Annotated in this window: 16 protein-coding genes and 1 riboswitch; of the genes, 9 read left to right on the plus strand and 7 right to left on the minus strand. The window is 41.5% G+C overall.

Annotation, left to right across the window (positions count from 1 at the left end):
* Nucleotides 1–111: 111 nt before the first annotated feature.
* Both H9647_RS21735 and H9647_RS21740 read right to left on the minus strand, forming a co-directional pair.
* Complete coding sequence (locus H9647_RS21735; protein ID WP_318245354.1) at nucleotides 112–378, minus strand: hypothetical protein; 267 nt, start codon at nucleotides 376–378, stop codon at nucleotides 112–114.
* A gap of 86 nt (nucleotides 379–464) precedes the next feature.
* Nucleotides 465–1,625 (minus strand): ROK family protein, encoded by a 1,161-nt coding sequence (locus tag H9647_RS21740; protein ID WP_191803990.1) that lies wholly within the window; start codon nucleotides 1,623–1,625, stop codon nucleotides 465–467.
* A 211-nt stretch (nucleotides 1,626–1,836) separates the two neighbouring features.
* Here H9647_RS21740 and xylA point away from each other — a divergent pair, with 211 nt between their 5' ends.
* From xylA to H9647_RS21760, 4 genes are all read left to right on the plus strand, one after another.
* Complete coding sequence (xylA, locus tag H9647_RS21745; RefSeq protein ID WP_191803992.1) at nucleotides 1,837–3,153, plus strand: xylose isomerase; 1,317 nt, start codon at nucleotides 1,837–1,839, stop codon at nucleotides 3,151–3,153.
* Between the two features lie 156 nt (nucleotides 3,154–3,309).
* Entirely contained in the window at nucleotides 3,310–4,803 is a 1,494-nt protein-coding gene (gene xylB / locus H9647_RS21750; RefSeq protein WP_191803994.1) for a xylulokinase, read from the plus strand.
* Between the two features lie 261 nt (nucleotides 4,804–5,064).
* Nucleotides 5,065–7,425 carry a YcdB/YcdC domain-containing protein gene (locus H9647_RS21755; protein WP_191803996.1) on the plus strand — a complete coding sequence of 787 codons (2,361 nt, stop codon included), beginning with the start codon at nucleotides 5,065–5,067 and terminating at the stop codon, nucleotides 7,423–7,425.
* 245 nt (nucleotides 7,426–7,670) lie between these two features.
* Complete coding sequence (locus H9647_RS21760) at nucleotides 7,671–8,738, plus strand: transglutaminase domain-containing protein (RefSeq protein WP_191804081.1); 1,068 nt, start codon at nucleotides 7,671–7,673, stop codon at nucleotides 8,736–8,738.
* Between the two features lie 41 nt (nucleotides 8,739–8,779).
* Here the strand turns inward: H9647_RS21760 and H9647_RS21765 are convergent, their stop codons facing one another.
* Nucleotides 8,780–10,231 carry an amino acid permease gene (locus tag H9647_RS21765; RefSeq protein ID WP_191803998.1) on the minus strand — a complete coding sequence of 484 codons (1,452 nt, stop codon included), beginning with the start codon at nucleotides 10,229–10,231 and terminating at the stop codon, nucleotides 8,780–8,782.
* 107 nt (nucleotides 10,232–10,338) lie between these two features.
* A riboswitch (Lysine riboswitch) is annotated at nucleotides 10,339–10,550 on the minus strand.
* Between the two features lie 137 nt (nucleotides 10,551–10,687).
* Nucleotides 10,688–11,824 (minus strand): virulence factor, encoded by a 1,137-nt coding sequence (locus H9647_RS21770; protein ID WP_191804000.1) that lies wholly within the window; start codon nucleotides 11,822–11,824, stop codon nucleotides 10,688–10,690.
* Nucleotides 11,825–12,087: 263 nt separating this feature from the next.
* On the opposite strand from H9647_RS21770, the gene H9647_RS21775 reads away from it, so the two are divergent.
* Nucleotides 12,088–13,713 (plus strand): ABC-F family ATP-binding cassette domain-containing protein, encoded by a 1,626-nt coding sequence (locus tag H9647_RS21775; RefSeq protein ID WP_191804002.1) that lies wholly within the window; start codon nucleotides 12,088–12,090, stop codon nucleotides 13,711–13,713.
* Between the two features lie 85 nt (nucleotides 13,714–13,798).
* Here H9647_RS21775 and H9647_RS21780 read toward each other — a convergent pair whose 3' ends face one another.
* Nucleotides 13,799–13,984 (minus strand): hypothetical protein, encoded by a 186-nt coding sequence (locus tag H9647_RS21780; RefSeq protein ID WP_191804004.1) that lies wholly within the window; start codon nucleotides 13,982–13,984, stop codon nucleotides 13,799–13,801.
* Nucleotides 13,985–14,305: 321 nt separating this feature from the next.
* Here H9647_RS21780 and H9647_RS21785 point away from each other — a divergent pair, with 321 nt between their 5' ends.
* Nucleotides 14,306–15,181 (plus strand): cation diffusion facilitator family transporter, encoded by an 876-nt coding sequence (locus tag H9647_RS21785; RefSeq protein ID WP_191804006.1) that lies wholly within the window; start codon nucleotides 14,306–14,308, stop codon nucleotides 15,179–15,181.
* 115 nt (nucleotides 15,182–15,296) lie between these two features.
* Here H9647_RS21785 and H9647_RS21790 read toward each other — a convergent pair whose 3' ends face one another.
* Nucleotides 15,297–15,692, minus strand: coding sequence for a hypothetical protein (locus H9647_RS21790; protein WP_191804008.1), 396 nt, complete (start codon nucleotides 15,690–15,692; stop codon nucleotides 15,297–15,299).
* Between the two features lie 196 nt (nucleotides 15,693–15,888).
* Nucleotides 15,889–16,050, minus strand: coding sequence for a DUF1328 domain-containing protein (locus H9647_RS21795; protein WP_160035785.1), 162 nt, complete (start codon nucleotides 16,048–16,050; stop codon nucleotides 15,889–15,891).
* Between the two features lie 355 nt (nucleotides 16,051–16,405).
* On the opposite strand from H9647_RS21795, the gene H9647_RS21800 reads away from it, so the two are divergent.
* The 3 genes from H9647_RS21800 to H9647_RS21810 all read left to right on the plus strand — a co-directional run bounded on the left by H9647_RS21800 (nucleotide 16,406) and on the right by H9647_RS21810 (nucleotide 18,017).
* Nucleotides 16,406–16,930 carry a DUF948 domain-containing protein gene (locus H9647_RS21800; RefSeq protein ID WP_191804010.1) on the plus strand — a complete coding sequence of 175 codons (525 nt, stop codon included), beginning with the start codon at nucleotides 16,406–16,408 and terminating at the stop codon, nucleotides 16,928–16,930.
* A 141-nt stretch (nucleotides 16,931–17,071) separates the two neighbouring features.
* Nucleotides 17,072–17,578, plus strand: coding sequence for a hypothetical protein (locus tag H9647_RS21805; protein ID WP_191804012.1), 507 nt, complete (start codon nucleotides 17,072–17,074; stop codon nucleotides 17,576–17,578).
* A gap of 94 nt (nucleotides 17,579–17,672) precedes the next feature.
* A complete protein-coding gene (locus H9647_RS21810; RefSeq protein ID WP_191804014.1) occupies nucleotides 17,673–18,017 on the plus strand; it encodes a general stress protein in 345 nt (114 codons plus the stop codon).
* Nucleotides 18,018–18,196: the final 179 nt, after the last annotated feature.

Genomic DNA, 18,196 nt, shown 5'->3' on the forward strand with positions numbered 1-18,196 from the left:
TGAGCACATCACAGAGAAAAAGCGGGGCGTGTTCTTGGAGATAAAATAAAGAGAGAGAGACGAATCATGTCTCTCTCTCTTTTTAATAAAAAATAGGCAGTGAAACGTTAGCTAAAAAACAAACCACATAAACCACTGGAATATAAAATAGACGGCTACACCCGATAGAACATACCATAATGCCTGTTTTTTCTTACCCTGAAATAACTTGAGAATTCCTAGACTTACCAAGGGAGCAATAACAATAAGGAAAAGCAGGACCGTGATGAACATCGCGGCTGAAATATCGGAAGTATCCACATAAGTCACGAGAGTTCTCTCCATTCCGTGCGTGAAGTATAGCTGCAAATGGGAGCTTTGCAGTAATAAATGACACATAATAAGACTTATTATACCTTGGATACGGAAGGTAACGGTCCAGAAAATAGGGCAAATTTTTGTCTATTTCAGTTAATTTTTTACATTTATGATCGAACTCGAATCTGCCCAAGAAATTGGGATATGGCTCCATAGGCAGAACCGATTAAGGTAGAGTTTGCTCCAAGTTCAGCGAATTCAATATGGAGACTACGCCGATGGTAGGGAAGTGTTCGCTCAGCGACAACTCTTTGCAGTGAGCTCTCTATATATTTTTGTGCTTTCGATAAGGGTCCCCCAATAATGATGCGTTCTGGATTAAAACTATTTACGATGTTTGTTATCCCGACACCCAGCCGGTGTCCCATGCTTTTATAGAGTTCCAGAATGACAGGGTCACCTTTGGCAGCAAGGATCGTAAGATCCGAAGTGGAACGGGAAGGAAGCTGCAAGCTGGCTTCATCATACGCTTTTTCAGATGCATAGAGCTCCCAGCACCCCCGATTTCCGCAGGAGCACTGCTTTCCTTCTGCATCAATGGACATATGTCCTGTTTCACCTGCATAACCCCATGCTCCTTTATAAAGTTCCCCATCAATTACAATGCCAGATCCAATCCCAATGCCCGCACTGATGTATATCAGATGGCGTGTCCCTCTAGCTGCTCCAAAGTGAAGTTCACCGAGTGCTCCTGCATTGGCTTCATTATCAATCGTGACCGGAAGTTCCAGTTCTTTTTCTAACATACTTCGAAGAGGAACCATATTCCACGCAAGGTTCGGGGCAAATAGAATCGTTCCTTCTTCATCTACCATGCCTGGTACTCCAATCCCTACACCAATGACACCGTGTGGTGAAGGGGGCGCTTTTTGCTGCAGCCTGTTCGTCATGGAGACAATGGAGCTACATACGTATGACACGTCGTGACTTGTAAGAGGCTGAACGTCTTCAGCAATAATGGTTCCGGCAAGATCCGTTAGAACACCTCGTAAACGTTTCACACTGACTTCAAGACCCACTGCATAACCAGCCTGCTTATTGAATAGAAGCATAAGCGGTTTGCGTCCTCCGCTGGATTCACCTAGTCCGAGTTCAGTGACCAAATGCCCGTCAATGAGTTCCGCTACAAGATTAGATACCGTTGCTTTATTTAATCCGGATAGAGTCGACACATTCGCTCTAGATAAAGGTGCATGTTCCCGGATCGTATTTAAAATAATCGTTTTATTAATCTTTTTGACCAGAGCCTGATCTCCGGTTATTGCCATGGATCAGCACGTCCCTTCAGGATTTTACATTGAATTATTTACGATAACTTATCTATTTAGAATAGAGGTAAAGTCTATTGTAACAGAAAAGAAGAAGAACAAACAAACTTAGTTTAACCAATAGACAAAGTGATGAGCGGTGTGTTAGTATATCGGTGTAAACGATTTCGCGAATCGGACATTAGACCAATTAGAGGAGGGCTTTGTAACAATGGCTTACTTTGAATCCGTTAACAAAGTTGCATTTGAAGGTAAAGAATCGAAAAATCCTTTGGCATTTAAATTTTATAATCCGGAAGAAGTCGTAGCAGGTAAAACAATGGAGGAACATTTCCGTTTCGGTATGGCTTACTGGCATACACTAACAGCGGGCGGCGCTGACCCTTTTGGTGCAGAAACAGCTGTTCGTTCTTATAATAAATATTCGGGTCTTGACCTTGCGAAAGTTCGCGTAGAAGCAGCATTTGAATTCATGGAAAAAATGAATCTGCCGTTCTTCTGTTTCCACGATGTAGACATCGCCCCTGAGGGAAACAGTCTGCGTGAGTTCTACAGCAATATTGATACAATCGTTGATCTTATTGAGGATCATATGAAATCAACAGGTAAAAAACTGCTCTGGAATACAGCAAACATGTTCACGAATCCACGTTTCATGCACGGTGCAGCATCTACATGTAATGCAGATGTATATGCTCATGCAGCAGCTCAGATCAAGAAAGGGCTAGAAGTGGGTAAACGTCTTGGTGCAGAAAACTATGTATTCTGGGGCGGACGTGAAGGTTATGACACGTTGCTAAATACAGATATGGCTCTTGAGCAAGACAACATTGCTCGTATGTTCCATATGGCTGTAGATTACGCGAAAGAAATCGGCTTTGACGCTCAATTCTTGATCGAGCCTAAACCAAAAGAACCAACAAAACATCAATATGATTTTGATGCTGCTACTTCGATTGCATTCTTGCAAAAATACGGTTTGGACAAAGACTTTAAACTGAACCTTGAAGCTAACCATGCTACGCTGGCAGGTCACACATTTGACCATGAGCTTCGTGTCGCTCGTATCAACGGTATGCTTGGATCACTAGATGCAAACCAAGGCGATCTTCTGATCGGATGGGATACAGATGAGTTCCCAGTAGATATCTACGATGCAACACTTACCATGTACGAAGTACTTAAGAATGGCGGTCTTGGTAAAGGTGGCGTAAACTTTGATGCGAAAGTACGTCGTTCTTCTTTCGAACCAGAAGATCTATTCCTTGCTCACATTGCAGGTATGGATACGTATGCGAAAGGTCTGAAAGTTGCTGCGAAACTGATCGAAGATCGTGTATTCGATAACTTTATTGAGGATCGTTATGCAAGCTTTAAAGAAGGTGTTGGTGCCGAAGTGGTTGAAGGTAAAGCAACGCTTAGCTCCCTTGCTGAATATGCACTTAATAACGAAACACCGCGTGCTAACAAATCAGGTCGCCAAGAACTTCTGAAAGCGACACTTAACCAATATATCTTGGCTGACTAATCATTGATCAGTCTTGATCATGCCAACAGGACGCCACAGCAATAGTTAGTCTTTACGGATCGTCCCCGGCCTTTTTCGCCCGTATGCGAAAGGTGCGGGGACGTTTCTTTATTTGATGATCAAATAGAATGGGACAATGAAGGAGGAAGAAATACAATGAGTTATGTTATTGGTGTCGATTTAGGAACGAGTGCTGTGAAAACGGTACTTGTCAACCGCAGCGGAGACGTTTTATTTGAATCATCACAGCCATATCCATTACATCAACCGAAAGCTGGCTACAGCGAACAGAATCCAGAAGATTGGGTCGAGCAGACCTTAGTGTCTCTTCGTAAGCTCATGGAGATGTCTAACATTTCGGCTGAGGAAGTAGCGGGTCTCAGCTTCTCTGGTCAGATGCATGGGCTTGTGTTACTTAATAAGGATGGACAGGTGCTACGTCCCGCTATCTTATGGAATGATACACGAACGACCGCGGAATGCCGTCTTATCGAGGAAACGTTAGATGCGGATCTATTACAGATTGCAAAAAACCGTGCATTAGAAGGATTTACACTTCCTAAAATATTATGGGTGCAAAAACATGAACCTGAGATCATGGAGCAGGCGGCCGTATTCTTACTTCCTAAAGACTATGTTCGTTACCGATTAACCGGCGACTATGCGATGGATTATTCCGATGCGGCGGGGACGCTGTTATTAGATATAGCAAGCAAAAGCTGGAGTCAGACGATTGCAGAAGCGTTCTCACTTCCACTTTCTCTCTACCCAAGACTTGTTGAGTCCTTTGAAGAAGTGGGAACACTGCTTCCAGAGATTGCAGAAGCATCAAATCTTACCGCAAACACGAAAGTATTTGCCGGGGGAGCAGACAATGCTTGCGGGGCGATTGGCGCCGGCATTCTGAATGAAGGACAGACGATGAGCAGTATCGGAACCTCAGGGGTTGTACTTGCTTATGAAGAGCGTAAAGAGCTTGATTTTGAAGGGAAAGTACATTTCTTTAACCATGGGGAGAAAGATGCTTTTTATATTATGGGTGTGACACTCGCTGCGGGTTATAGTTTGACTTGGTTTAAGGATACGTTTGCAAAAGATCTTTCCTTTGATGAACTGCTTAGCGGCATTGATGCTATACCGGCAGGCAGTAAGGGGCTTTTATTCACTCCTTATCTCGTTGGCGAACGGACTCCGCATCCAGATGCCAATATTCGCGCAAGTTTCATTGGCGTAGACGCAAGTCATTCTCTTTCCCACTTTGGACGTGCCGTACTGGAAGGGATTACTTTCTCATTAAGAGAGTCCATTGATATCATCCGTGAATCTGGCAAAAACATTCAAGAAGTCGTTTCGATCGGCGGCGGAGCTAAAAATGAAACCTGGCTGCAAATGCAGGCTGATATTTTCAATAGCCGGATTGTGAAGCTCGAAAGCGAACAAGGTCCTGCTATGGGGGCTGCCATGCTTGCGGCTTACGGGTGTGGATGGTTTGATTCTTTACAGGCATGTGCAGCAGCCTTTATTCGTCCTGCGAAAACCTATGAACCAAATCCGGAGACGGCTGCAGTATACGATGAACTGTTTGCGCTCTATCAGAATATATACGGACAAACGCGTGAGTTAAATGAGAAACTCGCACAATACAGATAGGCAGCTATACCGTCCAAATAACCGCTCCGGGATTACGGGGCGGTTATTTGTGTATCTATTTTTCATGAGAAGCGAAGACGATTTCATGAGATAGGGTTTAATTATCGTGGCAGTTTATGTTAGAGTGTATGAGGTTTGCAACACGTTTTTTGGCAAAAAGTTGGGTGTTTATCTTGAAATTTTTAATTAGGAAATGTGGAATGTGATAGATTATAGTGTGATATACTGGAATAGATTGGAAATTAGGGGGAGGTATAAATTTTGGATATAAGGTCATCGATTTCTGTGAAAAAAGTAGCAGCTACCATGGCGGCTATTATGCTTGGAGTACATACGCAAGGAGCAATTCATAGTGTTTCCGCTGCTTCTGTCGTTGTAACTGAGACAGCAAGTGAGGCGGGAAGTGGTCAATCTTCAATTGTTCTAGACTCAAAACTTCCAAAAGGCGCAAAAATTTCGTCAGAAAAAGCGTATAACAATGTGATTGCATTGTTTCCTGAACTAAAAAAAGCAACGTTAACATCATCTAATTATGGTGGAGGGAATTTATACCCGCAGCCAGATTATAAAGTCTGGGATTTGCAATTCCAAATTAGAATGGGTTCATCCTCTCATGGATTCAGTGCTACTGTGCATGGTGAGACAGGAGAAGTCTTGTCTGTGTATTTGCCTGAATATTTGTGGGAGAAACAAGCAGACAGTGATGCTAAACGTATTTCTTATGCTGAATCTGAAGCAATCAGCAAAGCGTTTTTGCATAAAGCCATCAAAGGATTATCTGAGGATGATTATGTTAAATTAGACGCTAATGGAGGAGATACGATATCTCCGCTTTTTGGTCATGCACAGTACTATTTTGTTTATCAACTTCATGTGAATGGACTGCCTACGAGTGAAAATACAGTCTATGTTACTGTACACGACAGCGGGGTTGTGACTAATTATTCGAGAAACATACCACAGTCCGACTTTCCTTCTCCTAATCCCAAATTGTCTGCACAAGAAGCAAGATCTATATTCGAAAAGAACTTTAATGTAGAGCTATCCTACATCCCTAATAAATACAGTTATAATAAAAAACATAGCAATTATTATCTTGGTTATTTGCCTTCAACAGGAATGGAATCCATTGATGCGAATACAGGAGAAACTTTTAGCACATATAATTCAACAGATACAAAAACAGAATATGTTACTGAGTCTTTGCCAAATGGAAATGCTTTTGTTCCTTCAAAGAAAGATCTGTCCGCTGAGGAAGCCCTGCAATTAGTAGAAAACACATTCCCGACTCCTAAGGGGTATCAGGTTTCTGAAAGCCGTTATGAGAAAAGAAGTTACCGGTCTGGAGAGCCGAGTTGGAATATCCGTTGGTCTAAAGAGGATAAGGATAATTCGTATATGTACATGAATGGGATCTCCGCCGAAGTTAACGCAAAGACTGGAGAAATTCAAAGTTACGAAATTTACAACCATAGTATGGATAATGAGACTGAGGTCGATAAAACAGTAGAGAACAAACAGAAAATCACAGCAGAAGCTGCGAAAAAGCTGGCAATCAATAAAGTTCTGGCACTCGTTCCAAACGCAGCGAAGGAACTAAAACTGAGTACGGTGAGCAATTCCGACACAAGTTATTTCTTTAATTTTACTCGTTATCTGAATGGGATTCCTGTGTATGGCGATAATGTGAGCATCTCGATGGACAAAACAGGAGCAGTGCAGAGCTTTTATTCTCAGTTCTCTGCTGATGCTGCCAATATGCCGGCTGCATCTGAACCAGCAGTGACGAAAGAGGCAGCAAAAAAGATTTTCCTTGATCGAACCAAAACGACACTTCAATACGAAGGATTTGGCGGGTATTATGGAATTCAAGGAAATAGAGAAGAAAGATCCATTAAGCTTGTGTATCATCCACAATTAAGCGATATTGACTATTACAGCAATGAAGCGCTTGATGCTTCTAGTGGAAAATGGAAACTTCTCTATGGAACCAAACAGGAAAGCCTTGTATCCGATATTGTGGATATTAAAGGACACAGTGCGGAATCTGTACTACAGAAGTTGGTCACTCATGGGGTGTTAACACCGAACGACGAAGGGAAAATAGAGACGGAACGTACCATCACCAAAGGGGATTGGTATACGTATTTAGCAAGAGGACTTAATCCTGGTGTGGAAAATGAAATATATTATTCAGGAAGTGAAGACGATAAGATATTTGCAGATGTGGATATAGAGAGTCCTTATGCATCAGTAATGAATCTTCTTATTAATCATTCCTGGATTGAAGCGGATCCGGAACAAAAATTATCTCCTGAAAAACAACTTACACGTGGGGATTTAGCTGAAATTATCATGAGTGTGCTGAAATACGAAAAACTATCTAAGTTCTATCAACAGGGAACAGATCTGGCTGCTGTAGCAGATGCTTCTCAGATTACAAATAAAGGCGCTGCTTCACTAACAATTAAGCTGGATTTGCTGCCGCTCATCGATGGACGATTCCTGCCTGAACGTTTTGTGACTGTTACAGAAGCAGCTCAAGTACTCAATCGTCTGGCAGAGTTACAAGGGAAACTTGATTTTTTCATGAATAGTCAGTCTTCCTATCGTTATTATTAATGAATGGATGTACAGGTACTTATTTGACCGAAACTGAATAGATATAATTAGATTTAGAAAATAGCTTCCTACTAAGGAAGCTATTTTTTTTCGATGAAGATCGACAAAACTAGAAAAGAGATGCCAAGAGCGTTTGTGTTACAATATTCCTGCAAAGACTAGAGCCCATTACCCGAAGAGAGGCGGAGACGACCTTGAGGAAAAACCGCTTTGGTTTGTTAATCGTTGTACTGCTCGCCCTTGTGATGATTATTGTGATCCCCCGGGTAGTAGACCTCGATACACTGTATGCAGCTTCTACAGAGAGAGTAATTACATCAGAGAGCATGCACACTGTACTGACGACAGCTATGCTGGGCAGAACAGAAAGTGTGAAGTTTACGTATAAAGGAAAAATTAAAACGCTCAAGGCTACTTTACAGAAAGCAATTGAAGAGGCAATGGCAAGCGACCCCTATATCCAATACAATATTAAAAGTTATGCTTATCATTACAAGGGGAACAATGTATCGGCGGAAGTGACTATTGATCTGAAATACCGCGAGACCAAAGCCCAAACCGCGTATGTTGAACGAAGAGTTAAAGAGATATTAGAAGAGATCATAACTCCAGGAATGAATTCACACGAGAAGGTAGAAGCCATCCATGACTGGATTGTACTTCATTTGGCTTACGATGTATCTCTACGGAAATATACGGCTTATGATGGTCTTGCTACAGGCAGTACGGTATGCCAAGGTTACTCGTTACTTGCTTATAAAATGTTAGAACAATCAGGTATTAAGAACCGAATTGTGGAAGGTCAAGCAGGGGGGCAACTTCATGCTTGGAATCTGGTATTGCTTGATGGGAAGTGGTATCATCTGGACACAACCTGGGATGATCCGACTCCTAATCAACCCGGTAAGGTGAGTTATAACTATTATTTACTTACTGACGATGAGATGGGAAAAGATCATACGTGGCAAAAACAATATCCTAAAGCATCTTCTCTTTACCGTGAAACATTGAATGTATTACAGCAAACAGACAATAAAGCGGACGTATATGATCGCCTATACAACAAGCTGGATTATGTGCTCTATAATGAAGACAAAATTATACACAGTTCTGCAGATCTGAAAGCACTCGTAAAGGGGAAAATGAAAGAAGAACAGAAGGCAGTACTATTCCGCTACAGCGGGGAGAAGGCAAGACTTTTAGAGGCACTTAAGGATTTATATAGCCTAGGGCTGAATTCCGTTTCCTATTATGTGTCTGATTTTGAGGATACAGGAGATATGAAAGTAAAGGTCAGCTGGGAATTGAAATAAGAAAAGCCTGTTCTACAACAATTGTAGAACAGGCTTTTTCATTAAGATTGACCCGTTTCGAAATCACAATCCTGAAGAGGTATTATTTTTGTTTTATACTTCCATTTGTATCCGAACCAGATGATCAGGAAAAGTGGAATAGTGAAGTAGGTTGCAACGATATCAAGCCATCCTAAGTCAGCTAGATCCAAAGTGAATATTTGGCCCACAATGACAATCATACATAAAATAAGAGCGAAGATAGGTCCGAATGGGAACCATCTTGCACGGAAAGGCAAGTCTTTCAAGTCACGTCCTTGGGCGATATAAGCTTTTCTAAAACGATAATGACTAACCGAAATACCAAGCCATGTAATAAATCCGCACATTCCAGAAGCGTTCAGAAGCCATGTATATACTACGCCATCTCCGAACATGGATGAAAAGAAAGCCAGCATTCCTACTGCTCCCGTCGCTAGCAGAGCATAGATGGGCACGCCTTTGCCATTTAGTTTGCTAAAGATACGAGGTGCTTTTCCTTCTTTAGCAAGAGCAAACAATACACGGCTGGATGCGTAAATCCCTGAATTACCTGCTGAAAGAACGGAGGAAAGGATAACAGCATTCATGACGGATGCCGCGAATGCAAATCCGGCTTTTTCAAAAACTAACGTAAATGGACTGACACTAATATTGTCAATTCCAGATTTCAATAAATTCGGGCTGGTATACGGAATCACGAGACCGATAACCAGAATCGTCAAGATATAGAAGAGCAGGATTCGCCAGAACACTTGACGGATCGCGCGCGGAACATTCTCACGCGGATTTTCACTTTCACCAGCCGCAACGCCGATAAGTTCGGTTCCTTGGAACGAGAAACCAGCAGCCATAAATACACCGAGCAGTGCAAAAAATCCTCCATGCATCGGGGCATCTCCGATCGTAAAGTTAGTGAAGCCAATGGCTTCGCCGCCGATGATACCTACAATCATCATGACACCTACGATCAGGAATATAACTACGGTAATAATTTTAATAAAAGCGAACCAATATTCAGATTCTCCGTACCCTTTAACGGAAAGAACATTGAGTCCAACAATAAGTAACAGGAAGAGCAAGCTCCATAATGCAGAGTTACTGTCAGGGAACCAGTATTTAATGATTAGCGTTGCCGCAGACAGTTCAGCTGCAATCGTGATCGCCCAGTTGTACCAAAAGTTCCAACCTAGCGCAAAACCGAGCGAAGGATCAACAAAACGAGTAGCATAGGTGCTAAATGATCCTGAGTCTGGCATAAATGTAGCTAGCTCTCCAAGACTCGACATGAGGAAATACACCATGATGCCGACAGCTGCATAAGCAATAAGGGCACCGCCTGGACCCGAGGTAGCGATCGCGCCGCCACTCGCTAGAAATAGTCCCGTTCCGATAGAACCACCGAGAGCAATCATTGTCATATGACGGGCTTTAAGCCCTTTTTTTAGAGTAGGTGCGGGTGAGTCTTGTTGCATATTCTAAATACACTCCTTCGATTTGAGTCAAACAATACAAAAAGACCGCGGGCGGGCGCCGGCGGTCTATATCATGAATTCGGCACCATACGTTTATTTCGTTAGAATGTGAAGATAGCTCAACATAGCTGTTCCCTTTCAAAATGAGAATCATGCTATGACAGTTCTGTCCCTTTCGGAAAACAGCCCCAACCTGGAGTATATTTCAATAGAGCATTACTCGCAGATTTCGGCGAATACGCCTTTCAGCCCGGATGCTAGCGGCAGCTCATATGCCTCTCCTGGTTTACTGATCGTATTCGCGACCTCTACCTCACCTGATAACTTACGTATGATGAGGTGTATCTTAATTATATGATTGTTCAAAACTCTTATTAAAAACAGACTTTAGTATAAAGGAAGGATAATTCTAAATCAATGGTATGAAATTCCTTTAATGTGAGTTCTTTGTGAAAATTAATTTTTGGTCCGGCCAGCCATTTGCTGCCATATTGTACCTGCAGCTTCTTCGCCAGATTCAATACGTTCAAGAGCCATTCTCGCTTGAAGGCTGACTTCAAATTCAGGATCTTGTACCGCTTCTTCGAGGGCATCTTTCGCGTCCTCGGTTCCTACTTCATAAAGAAAACGCGCAGCCCGCCAGCGAACCAATTTGCTTGTGTCTTTAAGTGCAGGAATCATAACAGGTGTGGCAGCCGCATCCCCGATATCAGATAGCGTATCTCCAGCAGTCCGGCGCACAGCAGGTGATTTATCCTGCATTGCTTCATATAATAGTTCCTGCGCTTCCGGTGTCTTTAGATCACCTAGATATATGATTGCAAGGCGGCGAATTTGCATTTTTTCGTCCTGAAGAGCCGTGTTGATCATCTCGATTCGTTCGGGAGAGGGCTCCATTTGATCTAATGCGGCATAGCGAACGTGCCAGTCTTCATTCTGAAGAGCAACCTTCACTTCATCATCTGTCAGATCACGGCGCTGCTCTATAAATTCATCTTGATTGGCACCGTGAGCAATCGCCTGATCAATGACTTTAATGAGTCGTTCCTGCGGAAATGCAGCTTCAAGTTCTTGTTCCACTTCCCGAGCAATATCAGGGAGTTCGCCATACCGTACTCCATAATCGGTTAATTTACGTTCTTTAATGAGCGTACTGGAAGCAACTTCTGTGACAGCTTTGACAAAACGGTCGGACAGAGAGATTCGTTCTTCCTGAGATCCGGATTTCACCCTTATTTGCATAGGAATACCACGGAAAAATTGAACGAATACTTGTGCTTCGCCAAAATGTTCACCCATAGCGTCTTCGGACTGGGTCCAGTTCATTTCTGCGCCTTCTTGACCAAGTTTGTTTTGAACTTCTCCAAGAATTTCAGACCAATCTGCATTTCCTTTACGATCAAGTGCTACAAAACCTGCGGTGTGGAACACACTTTTCACTCCGCTGATGTGAAGCATTTGACGAATAAAAGCAGGGGCAGAGCGTTCGTTATCCAAAGTATATGTTTTACGAATTCCCGCCTCAAGTTGTTCATCCAAGTGGAGCATCATCGTATTTGGACTGGGCGTAGGTTCAATAGATATAATTTTCATAAGTTTAAAATACCTCCGTTCATATATAAAAATGATATTGTGCTGTTAAGAATATCACTTAATTGTACATGAGTAATGAAATAAATCCAAAATGTATGTATTCCTATGGTAAATTGAGAAACTTCATCATATTTATGCTATAATATGTTGCCATACGGGTAAATGCGGCTTAGTGGCTGATGTATGCACATTAGGCATGCATAGAACCTTACGAACCAATTAAGAAATAAATTTAATTTAATATAAAGGATGGGATTTCTAACATGATTAGTACAAGCGGTATAACACTCCGCTACGGAAAGCGTGCACTATTTGAGGATGTAAACATTAAGTTTACACCAGGTAACTGTTATGGTCTTATTGGTGCTAATGGAGCAGGTAAATCTACGTTTCTGAAAATTTTGTCTGGTGAGATTGAACCCAACCAAGGCGAAGTACACATGACTCCGGGTGAGCGCATGGCCGTACTGAAACAGAACCATTACGAATATGATCAGTATCCAGTGCTAGAGACCGTAATTATGGGTCATACGAAACTCTATGGAATTATGAAAGAAAAAGAAGCACTGTATGCTAAATCTGACTTCACAGAAGAAGATGGACTTCGTGCAGGAGAGCTTGAAGGTGAATTTGCTGAGCTGAACGGCTGGGATGCTGAGCCGGATGCTGCTGCACTTCTGATCGGTCTAGGTATTCCCCGTGAAATGCACGATAGCAAAATGGCAGAACTCAGCGGTAATGAAAAAGTACGTGTTCTCCTGGCACAAGCTTTGTTCGGTAATCCGAATAACCTATTGCTCGATGAGCCTACCAACTATTTGGATCTAGAATCCATTCAGTGGCTTGAGAACTTCCTCATGGATTACGAAGGTACCGTTATTGTCGTATCCCATGACCGTCACTTCTTGAACAAAGTATGTACGCATATCGCTGACATTGACTTTGGTAAAATCCAGCTGTACGTAGGTAACTATGACTTCTGGTATGAATCAAGTCAGCTCGCACTTGCTTTGCAACGTGATGCAAACAAGAAAAAAGAAGATAAAATGAAAGAACTTCAAGCGTTTATTCAACGTTTCTCTGCGAACGCTTCGAAATCAAAACAAGCAACTTCTCGTAAGAAACAACTCGAGAAGATCCAATTAGATGATATTCGTCCGTCTAACCGGAAATATCCGTTTATTAACTTTAAACCAGAACGCGAAGCTGGTAAGCAGTTGCTTACTGTGGATCGTCTTGTGAAAACGGTAGAAGGCGAGAAAGTAATTAATGATCTGAGCTTTGTTGTGAACAAAGGAGATAAAATTGCTTTCGTTGGGCCTAATACTTTGCCAAAAACGACCTTGTTTGAAGTACTGATGAACGAAACGGAAGCAGATTCAGGTGAATACACATGGGGTGTTACGACAACTCAAGCTTACTTCCCGAAAGACAACTCCAAATATTTTGAAGGTGTCGATATGAATTTGGTAGAGTGGCTGCGTCAATTCTCCAAAGATCAAGAAGAAACATTCTTGCGCGGATTCTTGGGACGTATGTTGTTCTCCGGTGAAGAAGCACTTAAGAAAGCAAGTGTGCTTTCCGGGGGAGAAAAAGTTCGCTGTATGCTTTCTAAAATGATGCTGAATGGCGCCAATGTACTGATTTTGGATGAGCCAACGAATCACCTTGACCTTGAATCCATCACAGCACTGAATAATGGATTAATTGATTTTGATGGTACGATTCTATTTACTTCCCATGACCATCAGTTCATTCAAACCATTGCTAATCGTATCATTGAAATTACACCGAACGGCGTAATTGATCGCACAATGAGTTATGATGAGTATCTTGATAGTGAAGAAGTAAAACAGCTTCGTGCTCAAATGTATCCAGCTGAAGTTTAAGTTTTAGCTTGGATGTAATCATACAAAAAGTCCGTATCTCTACATAGAGATACGGACTTTTTTAGGCTGCTAACAGAGAACCTTTTTATGAACCGCCAGTACGACGGCGTTGGTTATTCGGTTTTTTGTTATTTTGACTGACCATTTTTTTGGTCCCTGCGCCTTGGAATCCACCACGGCCACCGGCAGAAGCTTGTTCTTTCTTCTGTGCCAATTTTTGTTTGATTGCATCGGCCAGGCTTACTTTGCGTTGTTCTTGATCTTCACTCATTCGATACATCCTCCTAAGAGATGTTTAGATTACTTTCTGGTATCCATCTCATTTTATACGTTTTTAAATACAGGAACAAGGGAAAGAATAGTTAAAGTGGGTGCAGAGGATAGGGAAGGGTAGTTGCACTGATACAACAAAGTTTATCTAATCATACAGCCCTGCTATAAAGCAACAATTTTTCACGGTGACTACAGCAATGTGGGACGGCAACACTGTTTCTGTAGACCCACTCGCTTACCGTTTGGTAACATAGGTAGACCATGTTTACCGACTTATCGTTTTTATGGATAAAGTTAATTTGAGGGAGTGTCTTTTTCGTTGAACGCATATGATGATATAAAAAGAGGAGAGCGCGGTGCCTGGGTCAGTATCGGAGCTTATCTTGTCTTGTCTGCTTTTAAATTATTTTGCGGGGTTATTTTTAATTCCAGTGCACTAAAAGCCGATGGTTTAAATAACATGACTGACATTGTAGCATCCATTGCTGTACTGATTGGCCTTAAAATCTCAAGAAAACCACCTGATTCGGATCACGCTTATGGACATTTTCGTGCAGAGACGGTAGCGGCAATGGTGGCATCTTTTATTATGGCAATGGTTGGTATTCAAGTATTGATTGAAGCAGGCAAAGGATTATTCGCAGGAAGTAGAGAAATTCCAAACGCTTGGTCAGCTGCAGTAGCAGCGATTTCAGCCATAGTCATGATTTTTGTTTACCTCTATAATCGTAAGCTTGCTACGGAAATTAAAAGTCAGGCGCTTATGGCAGCTGCCAAAGATAACTTATCGGATGCGTTGGTCAGTGTAGGTGCGGGGATCGGCATATTGGGAGCGCAACTTGGTCTGCCATGGCTTGATACGGTAGCTGCTTTTGTTGTCGGACTCTTAATTTGTAGAACAGCCTGGGATATATTTAGAGAGTCAACGCATAGTTTAACGGACGGTTTTAACGAAGAAGCACTGCTTGATTTACGAAGTACGATTGCCAAAACTGCAGGAGTCCTAGGAATTAAGGATGTAAAAGCTAGACTGTATGGAAGTCATGTCATGGTCGATGTCGTCGTAGAAGTAGACCCGAATTTGAGTCTGGTGGAAGGACATAAAATTAGTGACACCATCGAGGAAAATATGAGACGGCACCATAACATTATGCATGTTCATGTACATGTAGAACCTAAAATGGCTGTACACTGAAATTTTATCGATCCAATATGATTTTACGGAAAAAAGGGTGTGCGCTGTAAGTTTAAAACTTACAGCGCACACCCTTACATATTATAAGAAGGACAATTTTCAATAGTAGATCAGGTTATTTTCCTGTGTTCACCCAAGCAACGCCTTTCCAAGTGTAAATCTCTACCCATGTATCACCAGTGATTCGGTTCGTAATTTCGTTACCTGTAACGGAAACGAATTGTGAGCTCAATGCACCAAGAGCTTTTCCGTTTGGCGTATCATAGAAATATGTTGTTTTTGTAATTTCCAAAGGAAGCAGCGGAAGGTCAATTCCATCACCTGGTTTAACAAGGACCGTATCTTCGTATACTACTTCAGAAACTGTAGTACTTGTTGCCTCGGTAGAAACAGATACAGAATTTGTAGTTGGTGTAGTTGTCGTTTCCGTTGTCTCAGTGGCAGCACTAGCAGCCCCTGCGAAAGATGCGGTAAGGGCGAGAGCAGCTGTAATGGTAATTAATTTTTTCATTTGTTTTCCTCCTAGAGATATATGTAATGGTTTGTTCTGAGATAACAATAACCATTTCAGATAGGTATTGAAACACAGAAAATAACATTTAATTCAATATTTATCCAAACTATACATTTTACTTGTCTAAAAACATAAAAAAGCTGCTAGCAAGGCTAGCAGCTTTTTTATGTTTTTAGTTCTGTTTTAATAACCGTCAGGCTCGCGTTTTCCCCATAATGAGAGAAATAACGAAGAGTACCAAGAAGATAAAGAAGAGTACTTTAGCAATAGAAGCAGCTGCCTCTACAATACCAAAGAATCCGAAGATACCAGCAACAACGGCAATAATTAAAAAGATAAGAGTCCATTTTAGCATGAGAATCAATCCTTTCTATATTTTCATTACGATAAGAAATTACGAACGGCCCTAGGAACTATCCTTGTGGATCGTATGTATGAGATAGGAGAATTCCAATGAACATCAGCAATTTCTTCTCGTTTCGTAGTTCTCATTAACCGAGTGAACTTCGGGTGAAACAAAAAAGGAAGGATGCCAAGTAAGAGTCAGCGTTGATTGAATTTTCCCTTCTAATAATAGATATATTTTTTTATAAATAATTTCATGATTTTTATATTTGATGAGCTTACTCTCTTGTTTCGAGACTGTGCACGGCGGGTAATTCTCGAATAACAAACACTATTGATGAAGAAACGAAAGCGAGGTTGTGTAAATGTTGTGGCAAATTAGCGTAGCTATTATTGCGGTTGCTTTTGCTGTACTGGTTGTCTTCCTGATTAAGACATTAAAGACAGCTCAAGAATCCCTGGATAACGTATCCAAAACACTGAAAGAAGTTCAAGGTACAATTGATGAATTAGGTTATGAGGTGAAGCAAACCGTTCGTCATGCTAATGAGATTACAGTAGATGTGGAACATAAAATGAAACAAATTGATCCAGTCATGGTATCTGTGAGAAATTTGGGTGAAGTTCTGGCAGAAGTAACAGGTGCTGCTAAACAAGTATCAAGTAGTGTAATGAGTAAGTTTCAACACAAGAAAGAATCGGGTAACGTTGTAAGAAGCAGCCGAGTAGCAGAAAAACAGGCTTCGGAAGTAAAAGCTTTGCCTGCTGCTGGAGGAACTTCTGCAGGAATCGTAACTCCGAGTCTTGCACATCATGAGAATTCAACAAGTAAAAAGTGGCTCAATTATGTTGATATTGCCGCAGACACTTGGAACAAAATCAGACGTTAATTTGAAAAGAATGTATGTAAGAAGTCTTGCCATAGCGATATAAACAAGCATCCCTAACAGGATAAACGTACGTGCGGCAGGATGGTACAGCATAAGGAGAAGAAGAAAGGGTGAGAGATGATGTTACAAACCATGCTAATCATGTTGGCGCTCACATCTCCCTTTTCCGTTCAACCTACGGCTGAACCTGCCGCAATGTGGCAAGGCAATCAATCAGTAGAGTTGGCGGTAAAGAAGTCGGAGCCAACTCAAATACTGCCGATCGAGCAACAGTCTGAATTCAAAACTGTAAATGATATTTCCTTACAAGATACGAAGTCAGAGGTGCTGAACAAGAAAGGGTATCCCGAACAGACGAAAGAAGACTTAATACTGGGTAGTAGAGAATACATTTATGATGATGTGACCATCGGTATTATAGATGGAACCGTTTCCTATATTCAGGTGAAGAAAGAGGCAACGTACTTAAAGGTGAATGATGTATACATGGAACTTACTCCGCGCAGCATCAAACATACGCTTGGCAAACCAGATTTCATTGCTGAAGATGGAGATGTGTACATTAAAGGTCACCAGGTTGTAAAAGTCTATTTCGACAAGAATGAGCATTTGAAACAAGTGGAATTTTTTGATGAAGCCTCTTTTTAGAAGAAATGAGATCTTTGTTTCAAAAGAAATAGAATCGTTTATATACTAGGTAACTATTTGGAAAATTCAGAGGTTTCTAAGGAGCGTGGATATCATGAAAACAACGAATTCGAAAGCGTATGCTAAACTCGTTGAGAACGGAATTCAGGCAGTGGAAACGGTAAAAGAACTTCGAGACGCAGATTATTTAGCGAAAGATATTTTCGTATTGGCACATAGTGAAGACCGGACTGACCGCATTGCTAATAAAGCAAACGCTAAAGAGATTGGTTTGAAAGAAGAAGGCGTATTTGATTCAATTGCTAATCTGTTCCGTTCTCGTGGGGATGAACTTCGTGCTAAAATTGTATCCACTGGATTTACTGAAACGGAAGCAGAATACTACGAGAAAGAGCTTGATAAAGGGAAAGTTCTTGTTATAGCTCAACGAAGTGTATAGTATTTGTCTATACCAAAATCAAGTGTATATAAAAAATATGAGGCAAGGAATGGGAGGATTTAACTCCCATTCCTTTCTGTGCGTTTAAGAAAAGGTGTTGCTATGTATGCACGTTATCTTAAATATCTTATCTCTTTAAAATTTGCTATAGTTAAGAAAGTATATTATTTCTGTTACAG

The organism is Paenibacillus gallinarum (assembly GCF_014836635.1).
GTDB classification, from domain to species: domain Bacteria; phylum Bacillota; class Bacilli; order Paenibacillales; family Paenibacillaceae; genus Paenibacillus; species Paenibacillus gallinarum.

Bases quoted from the DNA above. Each gene is read 5' to 3' on its own strand.
- H9647_RS21760 (WP_191804081.1), top strand. From the start codon at position 7,671: ATGATTATTGTGATCCCCCGGGTAGTAGACCTCGATACACTGTATGCA.
- H9647_RS21790 (WP_191804008.1), bottom strand. From the start codon at position 15,692: ATGAAAAAATTAATTACCATTACAGCTGCTCTCGCCCTTACCGCATCT.
- xylB (WP_191803994.1), top strand. From the start codon at position 3,310: ATGAGTTATGTTATTGGTGTCGATTTAGGAACGAGTGCTGTGAAAACG.
- H9647_RS21775 (WP_191804002.1), top strand. From the start codon at position 12,088: ATGATTAGTACAAGCGGTATAACACTCCGCTACGGAAAGCGTGCACTA.
- H9647_RS21805 (WP_191804012.1), top strand. From the start codon at position 17,072: ATGTTGGCGCTCACATCTCCCTTTTCCGTTCAACCTACGGCTGAACCT.
- xylA (WP_191803992.1), top strand. From the start codon at position 1,837: ATGGCTTACTTTGAATCCGTTAACAAAGTTGCATTTGAAGGTAAAGAA.
- H9647_RS21800 (WP_191804010.1), top strand. From the start codon at position 16,406: ATGTTGTGGCAAATTAGCGTAGCTATTATTGCGGTTGCTTTTGCTGTA.
- H9647_RS21795 (WP_160035785.1), bottom strand. From the start codon at position 16,050: ATGCTAAAATGGACTCTTATCTTTTTAATTATTGCCGTTGTTGCTGGT.
- H9647_RS21770 (WP_191804000.1), bottom strand. From the start codon at position 11,824: ATGAAAATTATATCTATTGAACCTACGCCCAGTCCAAATACGATGATG.
- H9647_RS21810 (WP_191804014.1), top strand. From the start codon at position 17,673: ATGAAAACAACGAATTCGAAAGCGTATGCTAAACTCGTTGAGAACGGA.
- H9647_RS21765 (WP_191803998.1), bottom strand. From the start codon at position 10,231: ATGCAACAAGACTCACCCGCACCTACTCTAAAAAAAGGGCTTAAAGCC.
- H9647_RS21740 (WP_191803990.1), bottom strand. From the start codon at position 1,625: ATGGCAATAACCGGAGATCAGGCTCTGGTCAAAAAGATTAATAAAACG.
- H9647_RS21780 (WP_191804004.1), bottom strand. From the start codon at position 13,984: ATGAGTGAAGATCAAGAACAACGCAAAGTAAGCCTGGCCGATGCAATC.
- H9647_RS21735 (WP_318245354.1), bottom strand. From the start codon at position 378: ATGTGTCATTTATTACTGCAAAGCTCCCATTTGCAGCTATACTTCACG.